At 33.6% G+C, this 26,400-nt stretch carries 37 protein-coding genes, 1 tRNA gene and 1 pseudogene; 7 read left to right on the top strand and 32 right to left on the bottom strand.

The features are described from left to right. Positions 1 to 30: 30 nt before the first annotated feature. The 22 genes from BR43_RS18640 to BR43_RS18540 form a co-directional block, all read right to left on the bottom strand. Complete coding sequence (locus BR43_RS18640) at positions 31 to 1,185, bottom strand: spr1629 family repressor/antitoxin (protein WP_034564766.1); 1,155 nt, start codon at positions 1,183 to 1,185, stop codon at positions 31 to 33. A 19-nt stretch (positions 1,186 to 1,204) separates the two neighbouring features. Continuing rightward, positions 1,205 to 1,936 (bottom strand): spr1630 family ClpXP-sensitive toxin, encoded by a 732-nt coding sequence (locus BR43_RS18635; protein WP_034564764.1) that lies wholly within the window; start codon positions 1,934 to 1,936, stop codon positions 1,205 to 1,207. Positions 1,937 to 2,127: 191 nt separating this feature from the next. Beyond that, positions 2,128 to 2,200: transfer RNA gene (locus BR43_RS18630), tRNA-Lys, on the bottom strand. A gap of 106 nt (positions 2,201 to 2,306) precedes the next feature. Next, a complete protein-coding gene (locus BR43_RS18625) occupies positions 2,307 to 2,900 on the bottom strand; it encodes a sigma factor-like helix-turn-helix DNA-binding protein (protein WP_034564762.1) in 594 nt (197 codons plus the stop codon). Between the two features lie 94 nt (positions 2,901 to 2,994). Then, positions 2,995 to 3,177 (bottom strand): XtrA/YqaO family protein, encoded by a 183-nt coding sequence (locus BR43_RS18620; protein ID WP_034564760.1) that lies wholly within the window; start codon positions 3,175 to 3,177, stop codon positions 2,995 to 2,997. Positions 3,178 to 3,506: 329 nt separating this feature from the next. Then, positions 3,507 to 3,962: a single-stranded DNA-binding protein gene (gene ssb, locus BR43_RS18610; protein WP_034564757.1), complete on the bottom strand. Its 456-nt coding sequence runs from the start codon at positions 3,960 to 3,962 to the stop codon at positions 3,507 to 3,509. After that, positions 3,955 to 4,182, bottom strand: coding sequence for a hypothetical protein (locus BR43_RS18605; RefSeq protein ID WP_034564755.1), 228 nt, complete (start codon positions 4,180 to 4,182; stop codon positions 3,955 to 3,957). The genes ssb and BR43_RS18605 overlap by 8 nt, the downstream gene beginning before the upstream one ends. Next, positions 4,179 to 4,319 (bottom strand): hypothetical protein, encoded by a 141-nt coding sequence (locus tag BR43_RS20075; protein WP_157464105.1) that lies wholly within the window; start codon positions 4,317 to 4,319, stop codon positions 4,179 to 4,181. The genes BR43_RS18605 and BR43_RS20075 overlap by 4 nt, the downstream gene beginning before the upstream one ends. Positions 4,320 to 4,541: 222 nt before the next feature. Next, entirely contained in the window at positions 4,542 to 4,739 is a 198-nt protein-coding gene (locus tag BR43_RS18595) for a DUF6877 family protein (RefSeq protein WP_034564751.1), read from the bottom strand. Further along, the gene (locus BR43_RS20070; protein WP_157464103.1) at positions 4,726 to 4,896 is read right to left on the bottom strand and encodes a hypothetical protein; all 171 of its coding nucleotides are present in this window, start codon (positions 4,894 to 4,896) and stop codon (positions 4,726 to 4,728) included. The genes BR43_RS18595 and BR43_RS20070 overlap by 14 nt, the downstream gene beginning before the upstream one ends. After that, positions 4,886 to 5,170, bottom strand: a complete 285-nt coding sequence (locus BR43_RS18590; protein WP_034564747.1) for a hypothetical protein — start codon at positions 5,168 to 5,170, stop codon at positions 4,886 to 4,888. The genes BR43_RS20070 and BR43_RS18590 overlap by 11 nt, the downstream gene beginning before the upstream one ends. Next, on the bottom strand, positions 5,142 to 5,975 hold the full coding sequence (locus tag BR43_RS18585; protein ID WP_034564745.1) for a DnaD domain protein: 834 nt from the start codon (positions 5,973 to 5,975) through the stop codon (positions 5,142 to 5,144). The genes BR43_RS18590 and BR43_RS18585 overlap by 29 nt, the downstream gene beginning before the upstream one ends. Before the next feature lie 16 nt (positions 5,976 to 5,991). Continuing rightward, a complete protein-coding gene (locus tag BR43_RS18580) occupies positions 5,992 to 6,687 on the bottom strand; it encodes an MBL fold metallo-hydrolase (protein ID WP_034564743.1) in 696 nt (231 codons plus the stop codon). After that, complete coding sequence (locus BR43_RS18575) at positions 6,675 to 7,817, bottom strand: hypothetical protein (protein WP_034564741.1); 1,143 nt, start codon at positions 7,815 to 7,817, stop codon at positions 6,675 to 6,677. The genes BR43_RS18580 and BR43_RS18575 overlap by 13 nt, the downstream gene beginning before the upstream one ends. After that, positions 7,817 to 9,844: an AAA family ATPase gene (locus BR43_RS18570; protein WP_034564738.1), complete on the bottom strand. Its 2,028-nt coding sequence runs from the start codon at positions 9,842 to 9,844 to the stop codon at positions 7,817 to 7,819. Before BR43_RS18570 ends, BR43_RS18575 begins: the two co-directional genes overlap by 1 nt. Then, a complete protein-coding gene (locus tag BR43_RS18565; protein ID WP_034564736.1) occupies positions 9,844 to 10,053 on the bottom strand; it encodes a hypothetical protein in 210 nt (69 codons plus the stop codon). The genes BR43_RS18570 and BR43_RS18565 overlap by 1 nt, the downstream gene beginning before the upstream one ends. A gap of 57 nt (positions 10,054 to 10,110) precedes the next feature. Then, the gene (locus BR43_RS18560; protein ID WP_034564734.1) at positions 10,111 to 10,365 is read right to left on the bottom strand and encodes a hypothetical protein; all 255 of its coding nucleotides are present in this window, start codon (positions 10,363 to 10,365) and stop codon (positions 10,111 to 10,113) included. A 105-nt stretch (positions 10,366 to 10,470) separates the two neighbouring features. Continuing rightward, positions 10,471 to 10,635, bottom strand: coding sequence for a hypothetical protein (locus BR43_RS20255; protein ID WP_169741078.1), 165 nt, complete (start codon positions 10,633 to 10,635; stop codon positions 10,471 to 10,473). Next, positions 10,632 to 10,859: a MerR family transcriptional regulator gene (locus BR43_RS18555; RefSeq protein ID WP_034564732.1), complete on the bottom strand. Its 228-nt coding sequence runs from the start codon at positions 10,857 to 10,859 to the stop codon at positions 10,632 to 10,634. Before BR43_RS18555 ends, BR43_RS20255 begins: the two co-directional genes overlap by 4 nt. A 5-nt stretch (positions 10,860 to 10,864) precedes the next feature. Further along, positions 10,865 to 11,389 (bottom strand): hypothetical protein, encoded by a 525-nt coding sequence (locus BR43_RS18550; RefSeq protein ID WP_034564730.1) that lies wholly within the window; start codon positions 11,387 to 11,389, stop codon positions 10,865 to 10,867. After that, a complete protein-coding gene (locus BR43_RS18545; RefSeq protein ID WP_034564728.1) occupies positions 11,386 to 11,631 on the bottom strand; it encodes a DUF2913 family protein in 246 nt (81 codons plus the stop codon). Before BR43_RS18545 ends, BR43_RS18550 begins: the two co-directional genes overlap by 4 nt. Before the next feature lie 458 nt (positions 11,632 to 12,089). Continuing rightward, positions 12,090 to 12,278, bottom strand: a complete 189-nt coding sequence (locus BR43_RS18540) for a helix-turn-helix domain-containing protein (protein WP_034564726.1) — start codon at positions 12,276 to 12,278, stop codon at positions 12,090 to 12,092. A gap of 58 nt (positions 12,279 to 12,336) precedes the next feature. Between BR43_RS18540 and BR43_RS20065 the strand changes: the two genes are divergently transcribed. Further along, positions 12,337 to 12,513 carry a hypothetical protein gene (locus BR43_RS20065; protein WP_155520293.1) on the top strand — a complete coding sequence of 59 codons (177 nt, stop codon included), beginning with the start codon at positions 12,337 to 12,339 and terminating at the stop codon, positions 12,511 to 12,513. Here BR43_RS20065 and BR43_RS20250 read toward each other — a convergent pair whose 3' ends face one another. Both BR43_RS20250 and BR43_RS18535 read right to left on the bottom strand, forming a co-directional pair. After that, complete coding sequence (locus BR43_RS20250) at positions 12,514 to 12,666, bottom strand: hypothetical protein (RefSeq protein ID WP_162922006.1); 153 nt, start codon at positions 12,664 to 12,666, stop codon at positions 12,514 to 12,516. Positions 12,667 to 12,706: 40 nt separating this feature from the next. Then, complete coding sequence (locus BR43_RS18535; protein WP_034564724.1) at positions 12,707 to 12,964, bottom strand: hypothetical protein; 258 nt, start codon at positions 12,962 to 12,964, stop codon at positions 12,707 to 12,709. A gap of 75 nt (positions 12,965 to 13,039) precedes the next feature. Between BR43_RS18535 and BR43_RS18530 the strand changes: the two genes are divergently transcribed. Then, entirely contained in the window at positions 13,040 to 13,246 is a 207-nt protein-coding gene (locus tag BR43_RS18530; RefSeq protein ID WP_034564722.1) for a hypothetical protein, read from the top strand. Here the strand turns inward: BR43_RS18530 and BR43_RS20060 are convergent. Together BR43_RS20060 and BR43_RS18525 are read right to left on the bottom strand one after the other, a co-directional pair. Continuing rightward, entirely contained in the window at positions 13,224 to 13,385 is a 162-nt protein-coding gene (locus BR43_RS20060) for a hypothetical protein (protein WP_157464101.1), read from the bottom strand. The two genes, BR43_RS18530 and BR43_RS20060, sit on opposite strands and share 23 nt — an antisense overlap. Before the next feature lie 96 nt (positions 13,386 to 13,481). Beyond that, on the bottom strand, positions 13,482 to 13,691 hold the full coding sequence (locus BR43_RS18525; RefSeq protein ID WP_034564719.1) for a helix-turn-helix transcriptional regulator: 210 nt from the start codon (positions 13,689 to 13,691) through the stop codon (positions 13,482 to 13,484). A gap of 157 nt (positions 13,692 to 13,848) precedes the next feature. Here BR43_RS18525 and BR43_RS18520 point away from each other — a divergent pair, with 157 nt between their 5' ends. The 5 genes and pseudogenes from BR43_RS18520 (at position 13,849) to BR43_RS18500 (ending at position 18,287) form a co-directional block, all read left to right on the top strand. Continuing rightward, positions 13,849 to 14,208 carry a helix-turn-helix domain-containing protein gene (locus BR43_RS18520; RefSeq protein ID WP_034564717.1) on the top strand — a complete coding sequence of 120 codons (360 nt, stop codon included), beginning with the start codon at positions 13,849 to 13,851 and terminating at the stop codon, positions 14,206 to 14,208. Positions 14,209 to 14,218: 10 nt separating this feature from the next. Continuing rightward, the gene (locus BR43_RS18515) at positions 14,219 to 14,683 is read left to right on the top strand and encodes an ImmA/IrrE family metallo-endopeptidase (RefSeq protein ID WP_051934035.1); all 465 of its coding nucleotides are present in this window, start codon (positions 14,219 to 14,221) and stop codon (positions 14,681 to 14,683) included. Positions 14,684 to 14,800: 117 nt separating this feature from the next. After that, a complete protein-coding gene (locus BR43_RS18510; RefSeq protein ID WP_034564714.1) occupies positions 14,801 to 15,871 on the top strand; it encodes a type I restriction endonuclease in 1,071 nt (356 codons plus the stop codon). Positions 15,872 to 16,650: 779 nt separating this feature from the next. Continuing rightward, positions 16,651 to 16,986 (top strand): annotated as a pseudogene (locus BR43_RS20770) (Ltp family lipoprotein); the annotation flags it as partial. 143 nt (positions 16,987 to 17,129) lie between these two features. After that, entirely contained in the window at positions 17,130 to 18,287 is a 1,158-nt protein-coding gene (locus BR43_RS18500; protein ID WP_034564712.1) for a tyrosine-type recombinase/integrase, read from the top strand. A gap of 99 nt (positions 18,288 to 18,386) precedes the next feature. Here BR43_RS18500 and lepA read toward each other — a convergent pair whose 3' ends face one another. The 6 genes from lepA to BR43_RS18470 form a co-directional block, all read right to left on the bottom strand. Then, the gene (gene lepA / locus BR43_RS18495; RefSeq protein ID WP_034564710.1) at positions 18,387 to 20,222 is read right to left on the bottom strand and encodes a translation elongation factor 4; all 1,836 of its coding nucleotides are present in this window, start codon (positions 20,220 to 20,222) and stop codon (positions 18,387 to 18,389) included. Between the two features lie 253 nt (positions 20,223 to 20,475). Next, complete coding sequence (dnaJ, locus tag BR43_RS18490; RefSeq protein WP_034564708.1) at positions 20,476 to 21,648, bottom strand: molecular chaperone DnaJ; 1,173 nt, start codon at positions 21,646 to 21,648, stop codon at positions 20,476 to 20,478. A gap of 145 nt (positions 21,649 to 21,793) precedes the next feature. Beyond that, a complete protein-coding gene (gene dnaK / locus BR43_RS18485; RefSeq protein ID WP_034564706.1) occupies positions 21,794 to 23,620 on the bottom strand; it encodes a molecular chaperone DnaK in 1,827 nt (608 codons plus the stop codon). 94 nt (positions 23,621 to 23,714) lie between these two features. Next, positions 23,715 to 24,260 carry a nucleotide exchange factor GrpE gene (grpE, locus tag BR43_RS18480; RefSeq protein WP_034564705.1) on the bottom strand — a complete coding sequence of 182 codons (546 nt, stop codon included), beginning with the start codon at positions 24,258 to 24,260 and terminating at the stop codon, positions 23,715 to 23,717. Positions 24,261 to 24,278: 18 nt separating this feature from the next. After that, positions 24,279 to 25,316 carry a heat-inducible transcriptional repressor HrcA gene (gene hrcA / locus BR43_RS18475; protein WP_034564703.1) on the bottom strand — a complete coding sequence of 346 codons (1,038 nt, stop codon included), beginning with the start codon at positions 25,314 to 25,316 and terminating at the stop codon, positions 24,279 to 24,281. Positions 25,317 to 25,502: 186 nt separating this feature from the next. Then, on the bottom strand, positions 25,503 to 26,360 hold the full coding sequence (locus BR43_RS18470; protein ID WP_034564701.1) for a GRP family sugar transporter: 858 nt from the start codon (positions 26,358 to 26,360) through the stop codon (positions 25,503 to 25,505). Positions 26,361 to 26,400 lie beyond the last annotated feature (40 nt).

Here is a 26,400-nt window from a genome sequence, read left to right as displayed (position 1 = left end):
AAAGACACTCGATTGAGTGCCATTAATTAGCTAAGTTTTTTGTTTTTTAAAATCAAACAGTTCAGTGACGCTTACTTCTTTAGAAATACGTTCATAGAAAAACTCAGGATAAATTCCAAAAACCTTAGAGAAAAATTCCACTTTAACATCATACTGTATTAACATTTCTTTGATTGAATAAAGTTTATTTTTATCAAGATAATCAAGCAATGTCACTATTTTTTTGGGCTTTTTTACTAAAAAATCCATATCCAACGGTTCAACTTTCTGCATGTCTAACTTATTTATTTGAGAAAAGAAATAACTGTTTTGTCTATAACTCATTTCTCCTAACTTATATGCGTTATACCCCATTGCTTGAATAGATACAAAATACTTTTTCTTCATTTCAATATAATATTCAGGGTTAGATATTCGTCCTTTTATAATTGATAAATCTGCTAGGAACTCTTCTCTAGGCATCAAGAAACTACTTGCAAAATCATTTGCTTCACTTTCAATTAGTTTAAAATCATCTTTATCAAGACTGGTAATGTCTTCATCATAATGAAGTAATAAATGCCCTAGTTCATGAGCTAAATCAAAATTCCTTCTAACAAAAGACTTACTCTTGCTACTTAAAACAATGTACGGAACTTCCTGTACCCATGTACTGTACGCATCTGTTTTTGTACTAAATAATTCTCTTTCCAATATGATAATTCCATTTTTTTCCAAAGTTAGCATTAACTCTCGATTCGATATTATTTTTAATTGAGACCTAGCAATATCTGCACATTCTTCAATACTTGAACCGCTTTTTCTTTTATTCATCACAATATTTCTTATCATTATCATCTGGTTGTTGAATAATTGTACGTTATTATTTAAATCAGAAAGAATCATGTGTACAAAATCTAAATAGTAAGCTTCAGATACAGTTTTGTTCTTTTGTTGACGATCTACATTCCTATATGCAATTTTGTTTTCATCTGTCACATGGTCCAATAAATTTTTTTTATAGTAATATTTCGATTCTACCGAAAATAGTTCGCTCAACTTCATTAACGTTTCAAATTTGGGTTGTATCGAGTTTTGTTCATATTGCCATATAGCTTGCTCTGTAACTCCTACAGAGAGCGCTAGTTCATTTCTTGAAAAACCATGTAATATTCTGGTGTCTTTTAACTTACTTCCAACAAACAAAATATCACCTCACAATTATTTATTTTTTATCAGCTTCAATATTGAATCCGAAAATATCTTCTCCTGGTAAACCTTTTTCTTTTGGATAGTTGATGTTCTCATCTTTATTCAATGCATCCAACAAATCATCTGTAATAATTACACCACTATCTTCAATATGCCTTGTTAAATCTTCTATTTTATATAATGTACCATCACTACTTGGAATATAAGAAGCTATTTCACTAATGTTTTTTTCAACATTAAAATCGTAAACGATTATATAAAATCTAGAATACTCATTCTGGGCTAAATTTAATTTACTTTGTTTAAAAGGTAATCCAACTTCTAAGGTATAATTCTCAGATTTCCCAACGAACTTTTTAAAATCTTCTGATTCAACTAAGTCTCCATTGATACTTTCAGACATTTGATTTATATAGTTTTTTGGAAAACTTTTATTTTCCTTTTGATATTCCTTTTTAAAAGCCGGACTTTTTACTACTACTAGATATTTTTCGTTTGTATCTTCAACTTCGTAGTCTAGATATTCCCAAGAATAACCAGCTGTTCTTTTATTGAACTTCATTCCATTTAATTTACATTCTTTTGCTATTGCATCATCAATAAAATTCCCACGTGTCCAAGCAAACGCTCCACTTATTTCTAGTTCTTCATTCTTAAGTTTTCTTTCATTTAAATAAGCTTCAAACCCATTCATAATACCTTTTACAATTAATTTATTCGATTTTTCGTCAATTTTATAATTCATAGACTTCTCCCCTTATGCATTTATTTAGAATAGCTAAATAATATCACATTAAGGCTAAACTTTAAAGTTATTTGTTAAATTACTTCTTTTTTTTAAAGTCGATGATATTTATTGCAAAAACACTCACAACCTCCGTGTAAAGGCTATGAGGTTCAAACTTCTTCCCCAACGTCGATGATGACTAGAAGATACTATCCTAGGCGGACCCGAACCACCAACCTTCTGATTAAAAATCAGTTGCTCTACCAATTGAGCTATAGGACAACCCTATCACGCACAACCATGATAAAAAGGAGGAAAAACACACGAATGTGAAGAATAATTTACCCTTCACTTATTAGTGGGTTTTGGTTGACAAGAATTCCGTTTTTTAAATATCTAATGATGTCTGCTTGCCAAACTTGAAATAAAAATCAATTTTGTTACTAATTCTTTGGCTCATTTGCTTTACTGATCCAATTGTTATACCCATAGTTTCGGCTGCCTCTTCATGTGTTTGGAAGTCAGTATTTAATATATAGAATAGCTCTTTTTCTCTTGGACTTAACGATTCTAAGATATGATTTAATATTTGGAGCTTATCCTCGTCTATTTTGGGGCTGTTTTCTGGCTCAATAGTTACAGTTGGGACATTATTAGCTAAATCTATACCCACTATGTTCATATCGCCCCACAATTGCTCTCGTTGCTTCCTAGATAACTTCGATATATCTTCTAACGTACCGAATTTCTTTTCAAATCCCTGTTCTAACCAGTCAATGGTATAAGTGGTACTGGAAATGATTCCAGCCAATATAGTTTGGTCCGCTTTTTCCTTATCTGTGCGATTATCAACTGTTTCTGTAACATTACCCTTGCTATCCTTAATTTTATAGTGTTTCTGTGCAATTTCACTATGGAGCTTTCGAATAGGCTTTAAATCATTTTTGTATTCTGCAATTAAATCACTATAATTATTTTTCATGTGTATTTTCCTCCTCAAAATAAGAAAAAGGACACCTCAACAAACGCCTAAGCGCTGTTAAAGTGTCCTCTGGTATGTCCAGTGGGACCTATATTTAAAATAATTCGTCTAAGTGTGCTTTAACTCGTTTGACCTTCTTGTCATGTATCACAACCTCTATAATTCCATGACTCGGAAGCTCAACTTTTTTAATAACTCCATTAGAAAATATCACCACAGTATTACTACCTAGCAATTTTTCGATATCCTCAAATTCGATCACTTTTTGTATTTCCAAAGATGGTCCCCCTCGTGTTATAATACTTATGAGTTAGGCAGGGGAACCTGTCTTTTTTTTAACTAAATAATAGTTGTGCCGTATGGTCGTGGCTACCTTGTTCCGCGCTAGCTTTAGCTTTACTAGCAGTTTTAAGTGTTACTACATTCCTAGCAATCCAAAAGAATCTAACATACGTAAGGGGATTGATAAACATGCAAAATATAGTAAACGTAGTAGCAATACTAGATTTTCTAATCAACTTAACAAGGTTTGTTGGTTCGACTCCAACCAGTTCTTTTTTTTGGAACTGTAGGTAAACTGGTAGCCCACACGGCAGAGCTATTATTTTAGAATGGTAAATCATCATCTTGTATATCGATTGGTCGACTGCCAGCAAACGGATCATCATTCTGTTTATAATTCGTAGTTGGTCGTTTAATCTGAGTTTCTGGCTTAACTGAATCTTGACGTTGTTCATTATCTGCCTTCTTTTCCAACATTGAAAACGTATCAACCACCACCTCAGTAACGTAAACACGCTGACCTTGTTGGTTCTCATAAGAACGAGTTTGCAGACGTCCTTCAACTCCAATTAATGAGCCTTTACGTGTAAAATTAGCAAGTGTTTCCGCAGTTTTTCTCCATGCTACACAGTTGATAAAATCAGCTTCACGTTCACCCTCTTGGTTCTTGAACTGTCTATTAACAGCTACTGTAAAAGATGCGACTGCTGCACCACTGGGTGTATATTTTAAGTCTGCGTCTTTTGTTAATCTTCCAACTAAAACGACTCTGTTAATCATTTAATTCCTCCAAAATTCTAATAAAATTATTTTTAAAAGTCCCACGATCTAAACCAACCCACCGGTCATCTTCACAATCATCTAACATGACTTCGTAATCTCCTGAGCTATTTCGCAATTCCCATAAACTATCTTTTTTTATTTCAAACATCCAAGACGACTCTTCATCATCTAGTTCATAGCAGTCTATTTCAAATGTTCTTATACACTTAAATTTCATTTTGATTCCTCCCACCAAATTTTTTTAGGTTTCTCAATCTCATGCATATTCGCCCAGATAGCTGCCAAATTCTTGGTATCTAGCAAATAATCAGCGGTTAATTCTAACTGTTTGAGTTGCCATTTAAGATTGTTCATAGCTTCCACATCGACTTGTAACTGATTACTGTCTTAAACTCGTCTGTCTCAACGATAGCACTTTTCTGCATCAACTTAACTACAGTCGCGGTGAACGTGCTATTGTCTTTAAGCAAACAGCTAACTTTATCACCGACTTTGATATATCTGTCATTTGTAGACGGCTTAGGATTTTTTATCGGCAAGTCCAGCCCGCTTGCATCGTAATAGTTCATGTGCGACTCAGTTAACCCCATGTTTTCCACTCCTCTCTACTAGTCCGGCGCTTATTAAATTAGTTAAATATCTCAACTGTTGTTTTGCATAATTGACTTCACGGTAATCCAGAAGCCTTTTTTCAACATCTTGAAGGACACTAATCGGAAAATCATACATCGATACTAATGTGTCAATTTCAGCCATAATTTCATCCAATCCCACGATCTTGACCTCTTTTCTTTTTTGCATGATGAAAGTATGCTAAATCCATATCTGTCACCATCTCTTTGATATCATCAACGTTTTTAGAACTGCAGTAGTTTGAAAGAAAATCAAGGATATCAACTAATTCTTCTGAATTTATTCTTTCAGTATTCATAACTATTCTTATTCCACTTTTTAAAATCTTCGAGGTATTCTTGACCCGTTTTTTCCCAGTCAATTTCTCCATTTTTAGCTTTTCCCTGCTGATACAAAAATAATTGCGCTTGTCTTACACAATTTTTAAATGCTCTCTCAGCCTTTTCAGATGTCATTGAAAAACCCTTTTTCGTGACCTTCGCAAAATCATCCGAAAAACCCTTCACTAGCCAAGAAGGAAATTCCTCAATCAAAGGTATGAGTCTAATTTGTTTGTTCCACATTATCTCCAATGCTCAACAACTCCTCTAGTGCTTTTTTTCTAGCTTCTTCACTGTCGTCATAAATCTTAACTGGCTTTATAAAATCATCTCTGGCCCAATCTGGAAGGGTTTCTTTACGGTTAACACCTTGGTTTGGCTGTTTCTTTTGCTTGCGCTGTTCCTCAAAAGTAAGAACATCCGCCCTAATGCTAAAGCCTTTCGATTCCCAATTTTTCAAAATCGTTTCCAGATACTTATAGCTACGAACGTTGTTAGCAAGCATGGTTTCAATGCCATGAATAACAATATCGTCGTTTCCTTTAAAATCTTCTACCCACATTTTTAAATTTTCGAGAATAAAAGGACTTTCGGTATTTTCAACAAATTGAAGCCAATACGCATCCGCTGTCGTCGTCTGGTCTTGTTTCTGTTTAGTTTCTGTTTTGTTTAGTTTCTGTTTAATTAATGTACTACTCTGTTGTTTACTGTCTTGTATACTCCCTTGTACACTGTGTTGTATACTCTGTTGTTTACTCCCTTGTATACTATCTTGCGTATAAAGTACACATACCTTATAAGAAGTAGCTTTTTTACCATTACTTTTAAAATCAATTAGACCTAACTGTTTTAAAACATTTCTGTTTTTATTTATGCCAGCTCTAGATAATCCCGAAAGTGTTTCAAGCGTTTGATTAGCAGCTGTAAACCATTCAATCCATGCACATTTATTGTTTATTTCCATCAATGCGTACCATAAAGCAATTTGTCCACTGGATAATTTAGTTTCATACATCTTGTAATCTCTAAACGCTTGTAACTGTGATAAATAATTCAATTGGCTACCTCCTTCCTTATGCTATATAAACTGGTGTACCTGTAATTGATTGTATTTCTTGCTTAAATCTTTTCTCATCACTGTTCTGATTGCTTAAATGAAGCAACCAGGTTTCTTTCACTTGACTTAAATCATTCAATTTCAAGAATGTTTTAACATTTTCTAGTTCGAAATGGCTTGTTAAAAGGCGTTTTCTTCGACCGTTATCTATATAACCAGCTGATACATTCTGATCTAAAATATCTAACGCATAGTTGCATTCAATCATGAAATGAGTAACTCCGATAAATTTCTTTCTAACAAAATACGTGTCTGTTGCAAAAACAATCTTACTTCCATCTGGCGCTAATATAAGAAACCCAAACGGTTCAGATACATCGTGTTCAACTAGGAAAGGAAGTACTTTCCAATCTCCAATTTGAGCCACTTTCTCGGCTCCTAATCGTTTCGTGCGATAACTTGCTACTGGTAAAGCTTCAAGCGTTCCAGTGCTCGAATAGATATCAAAACCAACACTTTGAACTAGCTTATCAGCGAATTTCGAATGATCTCCATGTTCATGAGTGATTAGGCAGCCTTTTATTATGGACCAATTAACACCAATCATTTTTTTAGGATGAACTCCAGCTTCTAACATAAGTGCTGTATCACCACAGCTGATAATATAAGAATTACCAGCCGATGATGATCCATAACTTTTTATCGTAACCATGGTGGAGTATCTTCTTTAGCAGGAATATGTGGTGGCATCATGTCTAAATCTAATTCGTTTTGTTCTAATTCTTTAGAATTTTCTTCAATTGTTTCAGTAGGAACAACTTCGACAACTTCTTTTTTGTCTTCAATAATAACTTCATGTACCGGCACATCTGATTTTTCATCAATAGCTTGTACAGGATTTGATTCTACATCGGCAAAATCTAGGATCTCTTTATTTGCTTCCTCTGCAACTTCTCGACGAACTGCCTTTAAGTCTTCATCTGTTTGTTCTTGATAAGTCATTGCTACGAATGCATTAGAGAAATCTTTAGGGATTTTTTTAACAATATTATTTCTCATCTTCCGGATAATCATTGATTCTGAACTTTGAGGGTCTTTCCACGCTGGGCTTACCTGTCCCAGTGTTAATAGCGATTCATCTTCAAGCATTTCATTTAGAGTCTTAGTGGATGCTTTTGTTTTAATTTCTTGTTTTTTCTTAAATTTATCTTTATCCCACATTAAATTGTTGTACATATGAGCTAATAAGTTCTTCTTAACGTCATTTCGTTCAGTAATATGGAATTCTACTGAACCATCATTCATTTCAATCGGATAAACAATTCGTTCAACTCGTCCCTCACCAGTCGGTTCCCATTCCGGCGGTGTAAACTCAATCCCTTTATAACGAGGGTAGATAAACGTGTCATGCTCTCGGACTAACCAGAATGGATAAACTTTCTTAACATTACGTCCGAACCTAGAAAGAATAGCGTCGTTTCCATCGCCTTCGATTCCAAGCTCTATTTGTTTAACTGTTTTCTGTAAATCTCCCTTGCCTTGTTTCACATTTCTAGTAATGAAATAGCATTCTCGAGGTGTAGCAGCTGCGTTTAATTCTAAAGAAGCAACATTTAGTAAAATTTGAGTTAGATTACTTTGATCAATACTTCCGATTTCTAGACCTGCATTTTGAACGGTTGTATTAATAGCTGAAATAGCATTCAGTACACATTGCTTTTTATAATCAGACATTTGAAGACCGTTTCCTTCCAGTTGTTCCGTAATCATCGGTGTGTAAGCATCGTTAATTTTTGCTAATGCTGTTTTAAAATGTTCTTGCTTAGTAACTTCGGTTGTCATTATTCTGCACCATCCTTTTCGATTCTTAATTTTTTATCCCCTTTGCTGACGATTAACTCAATAATTTGAGTATCTACGGCATACATATCTGTTACTGATTCAGCATTATCAACGAATACTGGCACGCAAAGGCCTTCTTTTTTCATAAGTGTATTCACAATGTCCAAACCTGCCTTAATACGTCTTGAAGTACTGAAACCTTTAGAGTAGTAAACGCCTAAATCATTTACCGGCTCGCATATTTCTTTAAGCCCATCATTTTTTTGGTCTTCGAATAATTTCCATTTAACAAACCCGAAATGCTTATTAATTGAATCCTCTAGCAGTGCTACCTTGGTTCTAGTAAATTCTTCAAGTAAAAATAATTGTTGCTCCAATGCTCCTTTTTGACTTGCTAGAAGCTTTTCTTCATCAGCTAAAGCTTGTATTTGGTTGTCTTGACGTTCAACTTCACCAAATTTAGCGATTTCTTCATTGATCGTATTCAATTTCTGTTTTAGTTCACTTACAAAACTTGCTTGCTCTGCCATTTTAATGTCAGCAGATTCTTGAAGCTTTTTAAGTTCAACCGTAATAGCTTCTTTTTCTGAAACTAATTTTTCGTAATCTTTTGTTGTTTCAAAATCTGGTGTCGCTGCTTGAAGTTCCTCAATTGTCTTAGTCACATCAGAAACTTTTGTCTTTTCTTCAAAAGCCTTATTTAACAAGTTTTCTAACACTTTATTATCTTCAGCACGATTCATTAAATCAGTGACAATTTCTTGTTGCTGTTCAACATTTTTAAATAATTCAGACCCTTTAGCGTTATTTGCTTCTAATTGTTGAGCTTTTTTAATGTTGAATGCTTCTAATTTCGCCTTATAATTCGCTTTGTGCTCTTTAATTTTATCTGGTTGCAACTCTTGACCGCATGATTCACAAGTAAGCTGATGTTCATCAAATGTAGGGAAAACTTCACTATTAATTGTTTTCCATTCCACTGAAACTGAATCAAGTTCCTTGTTTAATTGATCTAAAGTGTATTGTTCTTTGCTTGCATTTTGTTTAAGCTCATACAATCTAGTTTCTTCATTTCTAACCGCATCTTGTGCAGTATGATAATTACTGATTAACTCTTCCTTACCTTGTCTAATTCCTTCTAATTTAACGTTCTGACGAGCATTGAACTTTGCTCTTTCCTCTTCAATTTCAGCAACTTTTAACTGTAGTGAAGCTCTTATTTCAGTTACTGCTGAGCCGTTACGAATGGACATTAAAATATCTTCTGCATTCTTAACATCTGATTCTGCAGTCATTTTTCTAGCAGTTAATATTTCCTTATCGAGATCCTCAATATCTGGCTTAATGCTTTGAATCCCTTTAATTTGAGAAGGTATTTCTTTAAGCGTTTTTTGTAGGTTTTTAATTTCTTGTTTTATTTTAGTGGTAGCCTCATCAGCTGAATGATTCCCGATAATTCCAATTAATGGAGCGAGTTCTTTCTTACTATTAATAATCTCTTCATCCGATAAATTACCGAATAAATCGAACAACATTGCACGTCTATCACCCATTTTCATAACTTCCATAACATGATTACTGCTGGTAAGTCGTCTAAATGTCGCTTCATCAATGATTTCTGCAACTCGTTCATTGAATTGTTTTTCTGTTTTCAATTCAATTCCATCAATAGAATAGCTTGTTTTGGTTGTGTAGCTAATATCAGTTGTGCCTCGTTTAGTAGTTTTTGCATCGTATCTAGTTTTTGAAAATTCGATTTCCGAACCGTCAACACTTAATAAAACAGATACTTTAGTTTGTTTACCTTCGTTTTCATCTTCTTTGATGTTAGTTGGCTTCCACTGGAAATCCGTTTTACCTAAGCTATCTTTGTTGAATAATACCCATAAAAATGAGTCGTAAATAGTTGTTTTACCTACTTCGTTATCAGCAAATATCTGCATATTCTCACCGTTAAGATCCAGTTCTAAATCCGTTAAACCTTTAAAATTTTGAATCGTTAGTTTGATTAATTTAATTTTTTTCATTATTTTTTTACCTCCATGCCCATAATCGATGTTAGAAGAGCAATTTTTCTTAATTCATAATGTCCCTCACAACAGTAACCGGCTTGCAAGGTTTCACTTATACCGAGTTCTAACATAGCCAACAAATCTTCTGTAGTTCCTTCCATTTTGGCATTAAGTCCACCTTTAGCGTTTAATTCGATAGTTATTTTTGCTGTGTTTTCATTCATTTGTGTGTTTGCTCCTTTTCGTGGTATAATTTTAGTACAATATTTTTTCTAAGCTGACTAACTAGGAGTGCAATCCTTGTTGGTCTTTTTTTGACTATTTAATCGTTCAAAATGCTGTGCGTAAGGATGTTTTATGCCCACACGTCTAGCTTGAAATCTATACTTATATGCATCCGAGCCTATTTCAGAAAATAATTTTTTTATTGCAGCTCTTTTTGAATATGCACATATTCCGAATTGATATTTTTTAGCTACTACATTATAAATTGCGTAATAAATTTCGCCGTTTATTCCTCGCTTTGGCGCACTCATTACTTCAACACCTCCACAATCACAATAACTACTCCGCAAAGTCCTGCGAAACTTAAGAACGCCGTGTACCATAATGCTGTTTCTCGGTCATCAAATCCGAAGTACTCATTTACTTTGCTGATTAATGTTTTTCTCTCCATAGATTAATCCTCCACTCATTATTTTTTTACTATCACTAACTGAAATACTTCTATTTTCAGATAGATGCAAACTTACAATAGTCGATACTCCGATTAGTAATCCTAAAACAATTCCAATGAGTTCATTCATACAGCCATTTCCTCCTTTGGTTTTAAAATATCGTCAAAATCTCGACCTAAGTTATCCACTAAAAACCTTGATACTTCAAACTTTGGAATCTTCAAACTACCTAATTTTAAACCTTGAATATAGCCTAATTTAATTAGCTTATACACGTTATCAGTTGATGTTTGCAAAGCTAGAGCTGCTTGCTTAACTGTATACGTTTGTCTTTCGATTTCCTTCTCTTTCATAGTTATCACCTCTTTTCTAAATAGCCTATTTGTTGCCAATAAGGCTTTCTTTTTGAAATTAAATCAAGTAATTCTACATCTGCTCTTAATGCTATTTTAGTAATCAGTTTTATCTCAACCAATACTTCATCTAAGAATTCATTGACATATTTTTGAAGAAAAACTTTATCAGAATCAGCAAGCCAATTGTTTTGCTTTGCAAGTAATAGCAATACTTCTTCCTTCAAAAATTTACGTTCATTTGATTCTTTTTTCTGTAACACATCAAGAGAAAATTCATTATCTTGATAGATTGTTGGCTTCATAGATGGAATCGATCCAAACACTTCATGAGCAAGTTCCTGACTCAACTGTGAATCATGAATAACGTTAGCTAATTCTGTCATCGCTTCAATTGGTGTTGGAACGTTGTTAAAGTAACCATTAATTGTTGATTTCGCTCGATGTGTTTCTCGTGCTAAGTGTGTTTGTTGGATATGATTTCTTTCAGTAGCTTCATTCAAAATTTTACTAATTACTTTAGAGGTCAACTGATTAACCCCCAATCGATTGTTACTTTTTCGCTCTCTGGGTCAATGAATACTAAAATGTGTTGCTCTTCCAATTCGTTAATAAATTGTTCTAAATCATCATGTTTAAAAGGAATAGTTGTTTGTGTTTGACCATTTTCAATTCCTGTTATGATTGCCTCAGCTATTTTTTCAAACATTTTTTTCAATTGATATCCTTGCTTCTTTTCTTTAATTAAATTGGGTAACTCTTCAATGTTCATGTGTTTTCTCCTTTATATATTCCTTTTAAAGGAATTATTTGGTATAATTATTGTGTTGTTTAATCTTTATTGAAGGAGTGATGTCTTATGACAAAACTTTTGAACAACGCTGTATCTGACTACTAATTTTTTCCTTGAAAAATTAAAAGAACATCCACTTCTTTTAATAAATTAGAGATTTAAAAAGTTTAGCGTTAGACGAGATCTGCTATCATTGAACAATGTTGTACTTACTGAATTTTGTGCGTACAAATTATTCAGATATTTGGCAAAATCAAGACGGTAGTACAACCCTTAGATAGATGGAACCTTTCTCGGCGCTATTCAGAAACTATTAGTATCTAACATCAGCGACTGGGAAATGTACCAGTTAATGTTAGAAGATTGGCCCTGACGACTAATCTATACGATTTTAAAATTCATTCCTGCTAGTTAATTTTCGTCAGTAAACTAGCAGGTCATTTTTTTATTAACTTATTTAAATCAAAATCAACATAAATATTTTTAATTTTTAACAAGAAGTCATAGCTAGGATTTGTAAAACCATTTTCTACTTTTACATAATGTGAATACGAATACTCCAAAATCTTTGCCATTTCCTTTTGAGTTATTTTTTTTTGCCTTCTAAACATTTTTAAATAATCCATCCCTCTCTCCTTTCCCTACTCACTTTGCTATACTTATAATGAAAGTGAGGTGATAAATATGGATAAATTGATGCGTGATTTAGAAAAACAAGGTAAACAATTTGCAAAAGATGATGCTTTAAAAAGTACCTATGAAATCAACTGTGAACACTGTAAAAAAATGATTAAGGTTAAAGTTGGTACTAGCAAATGTCCTTACTGCAATAAAGATGTTAAGCTAGAACTTAAATTCTAATTATTTTTTTACCGAAAATTCAAACTCGATTGAAGCCAATTCTTCTGATAGGGATTTGGCTTCTTTTAGTAGGTTTACTAATTTTTTAGCTTTTTCTAAATTTTCATCCATATCAGTAATTTCTACATCTAAAACTACTTTTCCTTCGTTCATTTTTTCACTCCTCTCTTTTCAGTACTTACTCACCCTTTAGTTAGTTGGCTAAAACATTAAGAATTTCTGATCCATATTCTAGCGGTGCCGGAACTATTTTTATCCAATACTTAGATGAATAGTTTTCGGTACTGTTACTATATATATCAATTCTATTTTCTAATATTGGTGGATTTTTATACCACATGATACTTCTTACTTGAACTTCATCTTCATTAGCTGCAACTACGATATAAGTTTTTTTACCACTAATCTCAATGCAATCACCCTTTTTAAAATATCCTTCATTGTTTTTCATAGATGCGTTTCCTCCTGTTCGCTGTTTGTTCTCTAATTCAATTGATATAATTAAATTGAAAGTGAGGTGATAAAAATGGAATTAACTATATATTTAAAAAGTGGTAAAATAATTTCTGTACCAGGCTTAAAAGAAATCAAATACCTTCACAGAGGAACTTGGACGGCTATTAATTCTGATTTTTCTGAAATACCATTAAATGAATCTTTAACCTACAACTTTATAGGTACTAATAAAGTTGCGATGAATGCAGTAGAAATTAGTTATATTGACATTCAGTAATTACCTTTATAAGCTCAGCGATGGATGCAACCATTGCTGGGTTTGTTTCTGTTTCTTGTAATTCGCAAATTTGTTTAACAAGAACCAAACTAGAATTAATCGCTTCTTTATAAAGTTCATTGAATTCTTTATTTTCCATTTTCTTTCCCTCCTTTTCGTACTTGACTAGCTTTTAGTTCGGGGATTTTGGTGATAGAATTTACTTAACGACTAAAACATAAACATTTTGTTTAATTTATTTAGATAAAAAATCATAAACTGATACACCTAAAATAGTTGCAACTTGTAGAGCTATACTCAATTTCAATTCAGTATTGCCATACTCTATATTGGCGTATGTTTGAGATGATTGGAAACCTAATTGCTCTGAAACGAATTTTTGAGTGATTCCTTTTTCAATGCGGATGTCTCTCATTTTTTTGTATGCTTCTTTACCAAGATCCATGACTTACCTCCTTATTCATAGTTAAACATTTTGTTTAACTTTATATCGTCAGTATAACTAAACATTTTGTTTAAGTCAATATTTATTTACACTTTTTGTTTAACTTTCTAAATAATATGTTTAACTATAGTATAATTACTTAAACGAGGTGAATACATTGGAAAAATCTGAACTAGCTAAAAGACTTGAAGAATTAAGAGAGCTGAATGGTTGGACAAAGACTTTAGTAGCTAATAAATTAGGCCTGAAAAATATGGCTACTTACGCCAATTGGGAGTATGGAACTAGAGAACCTGATACTAAAGCATTAGTAGATTTAGCTTCTATGTACGGAGTAACAGTAGACTACCTTTTAAATGGTGACAACTCTTCAAAAAAATACTCTGGACTAAGTGAAAATGACGTGAAAGATGACAATGTAAAATTAATAGCTTCGCATATTGATGATGATGTAACAGAAAAAGATATGGAAGATATTTTAAAGTATATTGAATTAATTAAGAAATCTAAAAAATAGAAGGTGTCTAATGAATAGATTAGAAGAAATGATGAATGACTATTCTGAATTAAAGTTCAATTTTAAAAAAGATATGCATAATAAACATGGTGCTTTTATAATTGACACAGACATTTACATTAATAAAAATAATTCATATGAAAACATAATAGGCCATATTGCTGAAGAATTAGGGCATTACGAAACTTCTGTAGGCGACTTATCAATATTAGATACAATTGAAAAAAAACAACAAGAGAAACGAGCTAGACAGTACGGATATCGTTACTTGGTTTCTCTTGATGAACTAATTACTTGTTATAAACTAGGATTAACGGAATATTGGGAAATAGCTGAATTCCTTGAAATAACGCCCAAATATTTGTGGAGTTCAATTAATTATTATAAAGATGCACATGGTTTAATTTTTGACCACAAAGGGTGTAGATTTGTTTTTGGAATTGCAGACAGTCTTAAAATAATTTTTCCAAACTAATTTTGAATATAAAAAAAGCCCTAACCTGTCGTGGGGACTAGTTAGAGCAAATAGTACTATTACAAATATATTATATCACAAACATGTTAATAAAATACAGTTTAAAAAGGAGACATAATGGATATTTCAAAATTCAAAGAAGATTTGAAAATTTTAAGCACTAGGGTCACTAATTTAAAAGGGAATATTGCAACTGAAGAAGCAACTAAAACTTCTTTAATAATGCCATTTTTTCAATTGCTAGGATATGATGTATTTAATCCAACAGAATTTGTACCAGAATTCACTGCTGATGTAGGTATCAAAAAAGGGGAAAAAGTTGATTATGCAGTTGTTCTCGACGCTATTCCAGTAATTTTAGTAGAAGCTAAATCTATTACTGAGAAATTAACGAAACATGATTCACAACTATTTAGATACTTTGGTACTACTACTTCTAGATTCGGGATTTTAACAAATGGAGAAGAATATAAATTTTTCACTGATCTTGATGAACCAAATAAAATGGATTCTACTCCTTTTTTAACAATTAATTTAACAGACTTAAAAGAAAATCAAATACCTGAAATTGCGAAGTTCCATAAAGATAACTTTAATATTGAAACAATTACCAGTAGTGCTTCTGAGCTGAAGTATTTGAACAATTTAAAATCTTTTTTAAATGAACAACTTGATTCTCCTTCAGATGAATTTATCAAATATTTTGTTAGTGAAATATTTGATGGACTCAAAACTAAAGCAACTATTGATAAGTTTACTCCTATTATAAAAAAAGGATTCAATCAGTTTATTACTGAAAAAGTTAATGCTAAACTAAGTGCTGCGTTAAATACTTCTACTTCTATTCAGGAGGATATTTCTGAAGTGAAAGAAGAAATTAAAATTGAAGATGATGGAATTGTTACTACTGCTGAAGAACTTGAAGCTTATACTATTGTTAAGCTAATGTTAAAAGATACTGTTACTCTAGAAAGAATTACTTATCGAGATAACCGGAGTTACTTTAACATTTTATTAGACGATAATATAAGAAAGTGGATTGTTCGGGTATATGTATACTCCACTACCACTAGAATTAAAATCGTCCTAAATGATACAAATAAATCCACTTACGATTTGGAAGGTCCATTTGAGATTTCTTCACACGAAAAGGAATTAATTGCTATTGTAAATAATTTTATTAACTAAAATTGAAGCAAAATGATTTTTTTAAGTAAAACTAATTTTTACAGTTTATAAACTTATAATAAAAGGAGATTATTTGTACGATGGTTATTTTAGGAGTGTTAATGATTCTAGTAGGTTTTATTAGTTTTTTAGCTAGTATTGTTTTATTTATTATTGGAGCGTTTAAAAAGAATTCAAAAACAAAACGGAACTCTATAATACTTGGTATATCGTTTGCATTTATCATAGTAGGTTTCATTGCATTGCCAAAAACTTCTGATGACAAAAAAAGTGCTAGTTACCACGAGAAACAAAAAGCGGTTACAGAAACATTAACAGTTAATGAAAAAGAAATGGATCCTAACGAAGATTTCCAAGGTTATGTCTATATTACTGGAAAGTTTACTGGTAAAGGTTCAGTGGCTGTTGAAGATGAAGATGGTAATGATATAGAACTATCGGAAGTTGATTCTGATGGTAATTTTAATTTAAAAGTAAATGGTACTTTGAAGGAACAATCATTAATAATTAAAGCTGGGACAAAAAAAGCTAAAATTACAATTCTTCCTTTAGACAAAGATTTTGAAGAAAAGAAAACGGCTGAGGCTGAAAAAAATAGACTAATTGGCGAACAAGTTAGGCAAACCCAAGAAGAAAACCGAATAAAAAAAGAAGCTGACGATAAACTTGCAGCCGAAGCTAAAGCTGAACAAGATAGGATAAAAAAAGAAGCTGACGATAAACTTGCTGCAGAATCTCAAGCTAAAGCACAAGCTGAATCCGAACAAAAAGAAGCGGAAAAAAGAGCTGAAGAAGCAGTCGCAAATGCTCCAGCTGAATACAAGTCTGCTTTAAAATCAGCTGAATATTACGCTAATTCAATGAACATGTCCCGTATGGGGATATATGACCAGTTAACTTCTGAATATGGCGGACAATTTTCTCCTGAAGCTGGACAATATGCTATTGATAATATTCAAGCAGATTGGAATGCAAATGCTCTTAAAACTGCTAAATATTATCAGGATACAATGGCTATGTCTCCTGAGGCAATTAGGGATCAATTAACTTCTGAGTATGGTTCAAGATTTACTCCAGAAGAAGCTGACTATGCAATTACAAATCTAAATAAATAAAGACTAGCCTTCGGGCTTTTCTTTAAAAGCAATAAAGAACATACATTCGCATTTTAGCTAAATAAATACGGAATTCAAGCATTATTTAACTAGCTTCAGCTATATAAATTTAAATTATCGTACTTTGAAAGGAGAGATTCGGCATGGAAGGAAATATAAGAAAACGCGGAAATAACTGGTACTATTCCTTTGAGGCTGCATCAATTGATGGAAAAAGAAAACGGATTGAACGTGTTGGAGGAAAAACTTTTGCAGAAGCAAACAAAGCTTTACGTGAAGCCCTAAAAGATTATGAAACAGCTGGCATAAGAAAAGAACTAACAGCAATGAGTGTAGCAGATTATTTTGATTACTGGTTTAAAAATTATGTAGAGAAAAACTTAAAATACAATACCCAACTTAATTACAGAAATATTATTGATAAACACATTAACCCTTACATTGGAAAATATAGATTAAAAACAATTGGTCCTGAAAAACTTCAAGAGTTGCTTAATTTAGAATTTGACAAAAATTACTCTCAAAGAACGCTTTCGATTGTTGTGACTGTTTTAAAAAACGCTTTAAAAAAAGCTGTCTTTCCATGGCAATTAATAAAAGAAAATCCAATGAATTATGTTGAAATGCCAAAATTTGATAATCGAGAAAAGAAAGATCGGGATATGCTAAAAATAATTACACTTGAGGAATACTTTAAAATTTTAGACTTTATTCCCCCTACTAATTCCTTTTATATACCTTTGCAGTTGGGCTTCTATACTGGGATGCGCCGTGGAGAAGTCTGTGGTTTGACGTGGGACTGTATCGACTTAAATGAATCTACTATTACAATAGAAAAAATAATGATTAATGGTCCAAATAGTTATCAAATTGGAACTCCTAAAACACAATCCTCATATCGTACAATTCAAATCGGAGACATTTTAGTACATGATTTAAAAGAGCAACGAAAAAGACAAAGTGAAAATAAACTCAAATTTGGTCAATTTTATCATGAATCAAACTATGTATGTACTAAAGAAAATGGTGAACCTGTTACTCCAAATAGTATCAAATGGTCTTGTACCAACATTAAAAAAAAATTAGGGATAATCTTTAACTTCCATTCTCTTCGTCACACTCATGCAACTATGTTAATGGAAGAAGGAGCAAAAGATAAAGCAGTTCAAGAAAGATTAGGACATTCCCGTATCTCTACAACTATGGATACCTATTCTCATATTACAAAGAAAATTGAAAGTGAAACAGTTAATTTACTTGAAGAAAAAATGAGAAAAAGAAGAAGACAAATCGATGTTTAAAAAATAAAAATTGCCAACATCTTAAACTCATGTTGGCAAAATGTTGGCAAAATACAGAATTCTACGTTTATTTTCAATTCATTTCCAAACAAACCCTTGCTACTTCTTAGGTTGTTCGTCATCCATTTTCAGAACGGCCATGAAGGCTTCCTGAGGAACTTCAACGGAACCGATTTGTTTCATTCGTTTTTTACCTTCTTTTTGCTTTTCTAATAATTTACGTTTACGTGAAATATCTCCACCGTAACATTTAGCCAATACATTTTTACGTAAGGCTTTAATGGTTGAACGGGAAAGAATTTTATTTCCAATCGCTGCTTGAATTGGCACTTCAAATTGTTGACGTGGAATTAAAGCTCTTAATTTTTCAACAATTATTTTCCCACGTTCATAAGCAAAATCACGATGGACAATAAAACTAAGAGCATCGACTTTTTCACTATTTAACATAATTTCCATCTTCACAAGCTTGCTCACACGGTATCCAATTAAATCATAGTCTAATGAAGCATACCCTTTAGTACTAGATTTCAATTTATCAAAGAAATCATAGACAATTTCTGATAGAGGAATTTCATAAACAACATTTACACGGAACTCATCTAAATAGTCCATTGTAATAAATTCACCACGTTTACGCTGAGCAATTTCCATAACTGCCCCAACATAATCATTAGGCACCATAATACTTGCTTTTACATAAGGCTCTTCTACTGAGTCAATCACACCTTGCTCTGGCATTTCTGCTGGATTATCTACGATTATTTGTGAGCCATCGGTTAAGTTTACATGGTAAATTACAGATGGTGCAGTTGTGATTAAATCTAAATCAAATTCACGCTCTAAACGCTCCTGAATAACATCCATATGCAATAATCCTAAGAATCCGCAACGGAAACCAAAGCCTAATGCTTGTGATGTTTCTGGTTCAAATTGCAATGCCGCATCATTTAATTGTAAACGTTCTAATGCTTCACGTAATTCTATATAGCGAGAAGAATCAATTGGATAAAGACCACAATAAACCATTGGATTCATTTTCCGATAACCTGGTAAAGCTTCACTTGCCGGGTTTTCGGCTAATGTAATCGTATCCCCAACTCGTGTATCTTGAACTGTTTTAATACTGGCAGTGACGTACCCAACATCTCCTACCATTAAAAAGTCACGTTTAATCGTTTTCGGTGAGAAAATTCCTACTTCTGCCACTTCAAAGATTGCACCGTTACTCATCATTTTAATTTTATCGCCTGGTTTCACGGTCCCATCCATTACTCGAACATTTAAAATGACACCACGATAAGAATCATAAACTGAATCAAAGATTAATGCCTTCAATGGTGCATCTAAATCACCAGTTGGTGCAGGAACTTTGGCTACAATCTGTTCTAGAATATCTTCAATACCGATTCCCGCTTTTGCACTAGCCAAAACTGCTTCGCTAGCATCAATACCAATTACGTCCTCAATCTCGCCACGAACACGTTCTGGATCAGCCGCTGGTAAATCAATTTTGTTAATTACTGGAATAATTTCTAACTCATTATCTAATGCCAAATAAACATTGGCTAACGTCTGAGCTTCAATTCCTTGTGCTGCATCGACAACTAAAATTGCCCCTTCACATGCCGCTAAACTACGAGAAACCTCATAAGTAAAATCCACATGTCCTGGTGTATCAATTAGATGGAAGGTATAATCTAACCCGTCTTGAGCTGTATAGGTTAGCTCAACAGCATTTAATTTAATTGTAATACCACGTTCTCTTTCTAAATCCATTGAATCCAAAAGTTGTGCTTGCATATCACGATTAGCCACCGTATCGGTTTTTTCTAAAATTCGATCGGCTAATGTTGATTTACCATGATCGATATGCGCGATAATCGAAAAGTTTCTAATTCTCGATTGGCGAATTTTCATTTCCTCTTTATTCATTGAGTAAGTTGCCTACTTTCTTTATTAAGTCAAAAAAACTAAGAATTTTTAGTTTTTATCATTTTTAAATTTCTATTTTTACTAACAAATAAAAGCTCGGTTAATTAGTAAAAAGTGTCATTGTAAATTATACCAATGAAACGCCTTAAATACAAGAAAAGTTCGCTGTTTCAGCAAATCTAATTCACACTATTTTTGCAAATAAAAAAGCTATGAAGCCTAAAATATTTCTTAAGCTTCATAACTTTAATTTTTATTTACGTTTCTTTTTATTATCTGACTTAAAGGCATCTTTGACTTTTTCAAAAATATTGCCTTCTTGTTCCTCAACTTCAATACCACTAGCTTCAGCAAAATCACGCATTGCCTTCATTTGTTTTTCAGAAAGATTTTTAGGTGTAATCAACTGAACTTTGACATGTTGATCACCATTACCTGTACCACGTAACTTAGGTGCACCTTTGCCTTTTAGACGGAAATTTGTTCCAGTTTGTGTACCAGCTGGGACTTTTAACTTAATCTTTCCATGAACCGTTGGAACTTCGATTTCATCACCTAAAGCTGCTTGAACAAAGCTAATTGGTAAATCATAATAAATTTCTGAGCCATCACGATCGAAGATATCACTTTCTTCAACTCGGAAGACAACAAATAAATCACCATGCGGTCCGCCGTTAATACCAGCTTCTCCTTGTCCTTGTAAACGCATTTGTTGGCCATCTTCCACTCCAGCAGGAACGGTAACTTTAACATTATGACGTTCTTTTACATGACCTGAACCATGACACGTTGGACATTTTTCTTTAATTTCTTGACCAGTACCATGACAAACATCACAAGTTTGACGCGTCATTACACGGCCAAGCGGTGTATTACGTTCAACGTTTAAGGAACCCGCACCATGACATTTTGAACAGGTAACTGGATCAGTTCCTGGTTTAGCACCATTCCCATGACACGTTTCACAAACGTCTTCACGGTTATACGTGATCGGCACTTCTTTTCCAAAAATCGCTTCTTCAAATTTAAGATTTAGCGTATATTGTAAATCATCTCCTTGACGAGGAGCATTTGGATTTTGTGAACGCCCACCGCCTCCGAAGAAAGATTCAAAAATATCTTCAAATCCGCCTCCGAAGCCTGCGCTACTTCCGCCAAAACCACCAAAGCCTCCGCCACCAAAGCCTCCACCGCCAAAGTTAGGGTCTGTACTTGCATGACCATATTGATCGTAAGCTGCACGTTTTTGTGCATCACTAAGAACTTCATAAGCTTCAGCAATTTCTTTAAATTGATCTTCTGCTCCAGCTTCTTTATTAATATCTGGATGGTATTTCTTTGATAATTTACGATAAGCTTTTTTGATCTCATCGTCGCCTGCACCTTTAGAAACACCAAGAACTTCATAATAATCTCTTTTTGCCATTTATTTCCCTCCATCGTACACATGCAAATTTCATTTAATTTCGCTTGTTTGTCGATTATTCTTTAAAAGCATACCACATCCTAGAAGAAAAAGCCAAAAGCGTTTTGCCTTGGCTTTCCTTCTTGGAGCATTTAATTAGTTGAGCTTATTTTTCTTCGTCGATTTCTTCAAAATCAGCATCTACAACATCATCTGCTCCGCCTTGTGCAGCTTCTGGATTTTCTTCAGCTTGTTGTTGTGCAGCTTGTTCATATAATTTAACAGTTAATGCTTGAACGATTTCATTCAATGCATCACGTTTAGTTTTCATACCTTCGATGTCATTTGCTTCAACAGCTGCTTTTAATTCATCACGAGCTTCTTCTGCTTTTTTCACTTCGTCAGCATCAACTTTTCCTTCTAATTCAGTCAATGTTTTATCAACTGAGAATAGCAATTGATCTACATCATTGCGTAAATCTACTTCTTCTTTACGAGCTTTATCAGCTTCAGCATTTGCTTCAGCGTCTTTTACCATACGTTCGATTTCGTCGTCTGATAAACCTGATGAAGATTTGATTGTAATAGTTTGTTCTTTTTGAGTTCCTAAATCTTTTGCACGTACATTTACAATCCCGTTTTTATCGATATCAAATGATACTTCGATTTGTGGAACACCACGTGGAGCTGCAGGGATATCCGTTAATTGGAAGCGACCTAAAGTTTTGTTATCTGCTGCCATTGGACGTTCACCTTGTAACACGTGTACATCTACTGCTGGTTGATTGTCTGCCGCTGTAGAGAATACTTGTGATTTACTTGTTGGAATTGTTGTGTTGCGGTCGATTAATTTAGTGAACACGCCACCCATTGTTTCAATTCCTAATGATAAAGGCGTTACATCAAGTAACACGATATCTTTAACATCACCAGTAATAACTCCACCTTGAATCGCAGCACCCATTGCTACTACTTCATCTGGATTCACTGATTTGTTAGGTTCTTGGTTTGTTTCTTTTTTAACTGCTTCAACAACAGCAGGAATACGTGTTGAACCACCAACTAAGATCACTTCATCAATATCACTTGCAGTTAAACCAGCATCTTTAAGTGCTTGACGAACCGGAACTTTTGTACGATCAACTAAATCATGAGTTAACTCATCAAATTTAGCACGAGTTAAAGTCATTTCTAAGTGTAATGGACCTGCATCACCAGCAGTAATAAATGGTAAGCTGATTTGAGTTGACGTTACGCCTGATAAGTCTTTTTTCGCTTTTTCAGCAGCGTCTTTCAGACGTTGAACAGCCATCTTGTCTTTAGATAAGTCAATAGCATTTTCTTTTTTGAATTCTGCAACCATGTGGTCAATGATTTTGTTATCAAAGTCATCTCCACCAAGTTTGTTATCACCAGCAGTTGCTAATACATCAAAGACACCATCGCCTAATTCAAGGATAGATACGTCAAATGTACCACCACCTAAGTCAAATACTAAAACTTTTTCGTCTTTATCTGTTTTATCTAAACCATATGCTAATGCTGCTGCAGTTGGTTCGTTAACGATACGTTCTACTTCTAAACCAGCAATTTTACCAGCATCTTTTGTTGCTTGACGTTGTGCATCATTGAAATAAGCAGGAACTGTAATAACAGCTTTTTCTACTTTTTCACCAAGATAATCTTCAGCAAAACCTTTTAGGTATTGTAGAATCATCGCTGAAATTTCTTGAGCTGTATATTTTTTGCCTTCCATTTCAATTGAATAACCAGCTTCACCAATATGGCGTTTTACTGAACTAATTGTATTTGGGTTGGTAACTGCTTGACGTTTTGCAACTTCCCCAACTTGAATTTCACCATTTTTAAATGAAACTACTGAAGGAGTTGTACGGTTACCTTCTGGATTTGCAATAATTTTTGCTTCTCCGCCTTCTAAGACTGCAACTGCAGAGTTTGTTGTTCCTAAGTCAATACCAATAATTTTACTCATTTTAAATTCCCTCTTTACTATTTATTTTTTTACTTCGATTATAAACAATTTTATTGATTCTAACTGATTTCTCAGTGAATACACTACATTACTATTATTGTGCAACAATAACCATTGCTGGTCGTAGTACACGATCTTTTAAAACATATCCCTTTTGTAAAACAGTGACAATCGTATCTGATGCTTGTCCCTCTTCTACTGGTTGGGTTTGAACAGCTTGATGATAATTTGGATCAAAAGCCTCGTTTACCGGATTGATTTCTTCGATTCCTTCATTTTTCAATGCCGTTCTGAAAGTTGTCATGACCATTTCTAGCCCTTTTTTCAATCCTTCAGCTTGTGCATCGTCAATATCAGTAGCCATTGCGCGTTCTAAGTTATCAATCACTGGCAGTAATTCCGTAGCTAAACTTTGCGAACGATACTTAGCTGCATCTTCTCGCTCTTTTTGACCACGTTTACGCATATTTGCTAATTCAGCCTGTAAACGTAAGTACCGATCTTCCATTTCATCCAAAGCAACTTTAGTTTCAGCTAATTCATCCACCTCAACTAGCTCTTCATTTTCAAGTATTTCTTGTGAATCCGTCTCATTTTGAAGTTCTTCTACTACTTCTTCGTTGTTGTTTTCTTTAGTCACATTAAATTCCCCTTTTCGTTATTCTTCCATCGAGCGATAGTAATCGATCATTTTTTGTGAAAGCTCGTTGCGGAAAACATCTACTAAACCAATCATTCTAGAGTAAGGCATACTAGTTGGTCCCAATAATGCAATAGTTCCGGAACCATGACCTAATACATCGTAACTTGCTGTAATCAAGCTAAAATCTTGAAACAAGTCATTTTGCATTTCTTGTCCAATCCTAACTTCAATTCCTTGCTGACTTTGACTGATTAAACTAGCTAAATCAGGACTACCATCCATTAAGGTATAAATTGATTTAAATTTTTCTACATCCATCGTTTCATTAAAGTCTAGAATATTCATCCGTCCTCTAACAAATACACGATCTTGAGCTGCACGGGTAATGATATTGTCCACTACATCGATAATTCCGACTGGAGTTCGAATGTATTTTTGAAGTAGAAAAGGAATGTCTGTTTTCAATTTTTGATAAACTTCAACTAGCGGATGTCCCACTAACTGATCATTGAAAATACGAACAATCTTTTCCAATTCATATCCGTCAATATTCTTCGGCAAGTTAAAAATCTGATTTTCAACATGACCTTTGTCTGTTACTAAGATCGCCATTACTTGAACGTCGCTTAAAGGGACCAAACGAAAACCGGTTAGCTTACTGTCCTTTAATTCAGGTCCTAAAGTAATTGCTGTATAACTTGTTAATTGCGATAAGACTTCTGCTGATTCAGCAACAATCTCGTCTAGCTCATGAAAATCATTTCCAAAGGAAGACTTGATAATCGCAATATCTTTAGCAGTTACTTGATCAGGATGTACAAGATAGTCTACATAAAAACGGTACCCTTTTATTGATGGAATACGTCCAGATGAAGAATGTGTTTTTTGAATAAAACCTAACTCTTCCAGATGTCCCATCTCATTCCGAATAGTAGCAGAACTGAAGTTTAAGCCAGCTTCATTCATCAATGTTTTGGAACCAACAGGATTTCCATAGTCTGTATACAATCGAATGATTGAACTTAGTATTAAAATCTGTCTTTCTGTTAGCATGCATATCACCTCTTTTTAGCACTTAACATCAATGAGTGCTAATACAAGTATTAATTTACCAAATAACCTAAACATTGTCAATGAAATACCATCATTTTTTTTACTTTTTTTGCTTAATTTTAAAAAATACAACTAAGTATGTAGCCATTTCTACATACTTAGTCGGATTTTTTAGTTTACGTCCATTTAACCTTTAGCTACTCCAATTAAGACGCCTCCAAGAACGACTAAACAGACACCAAGATAAATAAATTTTAACTCTTTTTTAGTTTTCTTTTCCTTAAATAAGACTAAACCACCTAATGTTGAAATCACAACACCCATCTGGGAAAATGTAAACCCAGTTGTCACGCCAACTAACTGATTTGAAAATAGTAAAGCTAAATTTCCTAGTGACCAGATCACACCTGGAAGAATATTTAAGTATGTTGCCTTTGTAAATTGCTGTGCTTTATCTTTACGGGTCAAGAATAAGGCTGTCACAAAAATACCAACTGCTTGTGGCAGAATTGCATCCCAACCACTAATACCAAAAAACTTCGTAATCACAACATACAAAACAAGACTTCCACCTGATAACAACATGGTGACTGCGGCACTTAATTTGCTTTTCTCTGATACTTTTATAGGATTCTCTTTTTTAGAAGTAAAGGTTGCACCAACAATAATACAGCCCAATGCGGAGGTACCTAAAATAATCTGCCATGCATGAGTCCATTCATGAAAGATTAAAAATCCAAAAAGAGTTGTTCCTATCAATTGAATAGCTGTTAAAATTGGTTGCGCAAATGAAACCCCAACCTTCTCATAAGAGCTAAATTGATTCATCTGACCAATACCGCAAAAAACACCTGAAAAGAAGCTAGCAATTAAAATAGTCGGTGTATAATGTGGAGCTTGAATAAATAAAGCACCGGTTGCCAACACAAGTGTTCCCATTGAGGAACCTAATAATTGCTGTTTAGCATTTCCATCGGTTTTAGCAACAACTAATGGCTGGATTCCCCACATTAAGGCAGGGATTAAAGCTATTATAAAATTCATTCAGTATCCACCTCCAGTTGATTTAGCTAAAGTATAACAA

This window comes from Carnobacterium gallinarum DSM 4847 (assembly GCF_000744375.1).
Taxonomy (GTDB): Bacteria; Bacillota; Bacilli; order Lactobacillales; family Carnobacteriaceae; genus Carnobacterium; species Carnobacterium gallinarum.
The sequence above is the reverse complement of the archived record's forward strand: the minus strand, read 5'-3'. Positions and strand labels throughout refer to the sequence as shown.

Coding starts and splice junctions, on each gene's coding strand:
- BR43_RS18635 (WP_034564764.1), bottom strand. CDS start 1,936: ATGAATTATAAAATTGACGAAAAATCGAATAAATTAATTGTAAAAGGT.
- BR43_RS18625 (WP_034564762.1), bottom strand. CDS start 2,900: ATGAAAAATAATTATAGTGATTTAATTGCAGAATACAAAAATGATTTA.
- ssb (WP_034564757.1), bottom strand. CDS start 3,962: ATGATTAACAGAGTCGTTTTAGTTGGAAGATTAACAAAAGACGCAGAC.
- BR43_RS18605 (WP_034564755.1), bottom strand. CDS start 4,182: ATGAAATTTAAGTGTATAAGAACATTTGAAATAGACTGCTATGAACTA.
- BR43_RS20075 (WP_157464105.1), bottom strand. CDS start 4,319: ATGAACAATCTTAAATGGCAACTCAAACAGTTAGAATTAACCGCTGAT.
- BR43_RS20070 (WP_157464103.1), bottom strand. CDS start 4,896: ATGAATACTGAAAGAATAAATTCAGAAGAATTAGTTGATATCCTTGAT.
- BR43_RS18580 (WP_034564743.1), bottom strand. CDS start 6,687: ATGGTTACGATAAAAAGTTATGGATCATCATCGGCTGGTAATTCTTAT.
- BR43_RS18575 (WP_034564741.1), bottom strand. CDS start 7,817: ATGACAACCGAAGTTACTAAGCAAGAACATTTTAAAACAGCATTAGCA.
- BR43_RS18570 (WP_034564738.1), bottom strand. CDS start 9,844: ATGAAAAAAATTAAATTAATCAAACTAACGATTCAAAATTTTAAAGGT.
- BR43_RS18565 (WP_034564736.1), bottom strand. CDS start 10,053: ATGAATGAAAACACAGCAAAAATAACTATCGAATTAAACGCTAAAGGT.
- BR43_RS18560 (WP_034564734.1), bottom strand. CDS start 10,365: ATGAGTGCGCCAAAGCGAGGAATAAACGGCGAAATTTATTACGCAATT.
- BR43_RS20255 (WP_169741078.1), bottom strand. CDS start 10,635: ATGAATGAACTCATTGGAATTGTTTTAGGATTACTAATCGGAGTATCG.
- BR43_RS18555 (WP_034564732.1), bottom strand. CDS start 10,859: ATGAAAGAGAAGGAAATCGAAAGACAAACGTATACAGTTAAGCAAGCA.
- BR43_RS18545 (WP_034564728.1), bottom strand. CDS start 11,631: ATGAACATTGAAGAGTTACCCAATTTAATTAAAGAAAAGAAGCAAGGA.
- BR43_RS18540 (WP_034564726.1), bottom strand. CDS start 12,278: ATGGATTATTTAAAAATGTTTAGAAGGCAAAAAAAAATAACTCAAAAG.
- BR43_RS20065 (WP_155520293.1), top strand. CDS start 12,337: ATGGATAAATTGATGCGTGATTTAGAAAAACAAGGTAAACAATTTGCA.
- BR43_RS20250 (WP_162922006.1), bottom strand. CDS start 12,666: ATGAACGAAGGAAAAGTAGTTTTAGATGTAGAAATTACTGATATGGAT.
- BR43_RS18535 (WP_034564724.1), bottom strand. CDS start 12,964: ATGAAAAACAATGAAGGATATTTTAAAAAGGGTGATTGCATTGAGATT.
- BR43_RS18530 (WP_034564722.1), top strand. CDS start 13,040: ATGGAATTAACTATATATTTAAAAAGTGGTAAAATAATTTCTGTACCA.
- BR43_RS20060 (WP_157464101.1), bottom strand. CDS start 13,385: ATGGAAAATAAAGAATTCAATGAACTTTATAAAGAAGCGATTAATTCT.
- BR43_RS18525 (WP_034564719.1), bottom strand. CDS start 13,691: ATGGATCTTGGTAAAGAAGCATACAAAAAAATGAGAGACATCCGCATT.
- BR43_RS18515 (WP_051934035.1), top strand. CDS start 14,219: ATGAATAGATTAGAAGAAATGATGAATGACTATTCTGAATTAAAGTTC.
- BR43_RS18510 (WP_034564714.1), top strand. CDS start 14,801: ATGGATATTTCAAAATTCAAAGAAGATTTGAAAATTTTAAGCACTAGG.
- BR43_RS18500 (WP_034564712.1), top strand. CDS start 17,130: ATGGAAGGAAATATAAGAAAACGCGGAAATAACTGGTACTATTCCTTT.
- lepA (WP_034564710.1), bottom strand. CDS start 20,222: ATGAATAAAGAGGAAATGAAAATTCGCCAATCGAGAATTAGAAACTTT.
- dnaJ (WP_034564708.1), bottom strand. CDS start 21,648: ATGGCAAAAAGAGATTATTATGAAGTTCTTGGTGTTTCTAAAGGTGCA.
- dnaK (WP_034564706.1), bottom strand. CDS start 23,620: ATGAGTAAAATTATTGGTATTGACTTAGGAACAACAAACTCTGCAGTT.
- hrcA (WP_034564703.1), bottom strand. CDS start 25,316: ATGCTAACAGAAAGACAGATTTTAATACTAAGTTCAATCATTCGATTG.
- BR43_RS18470 (WP_034564701.1), bottom strand. CDS start 26,360: ATGAATTTTATAATAGCTTTAATCCCTGCCTTAATGTGGGGAATCCAG.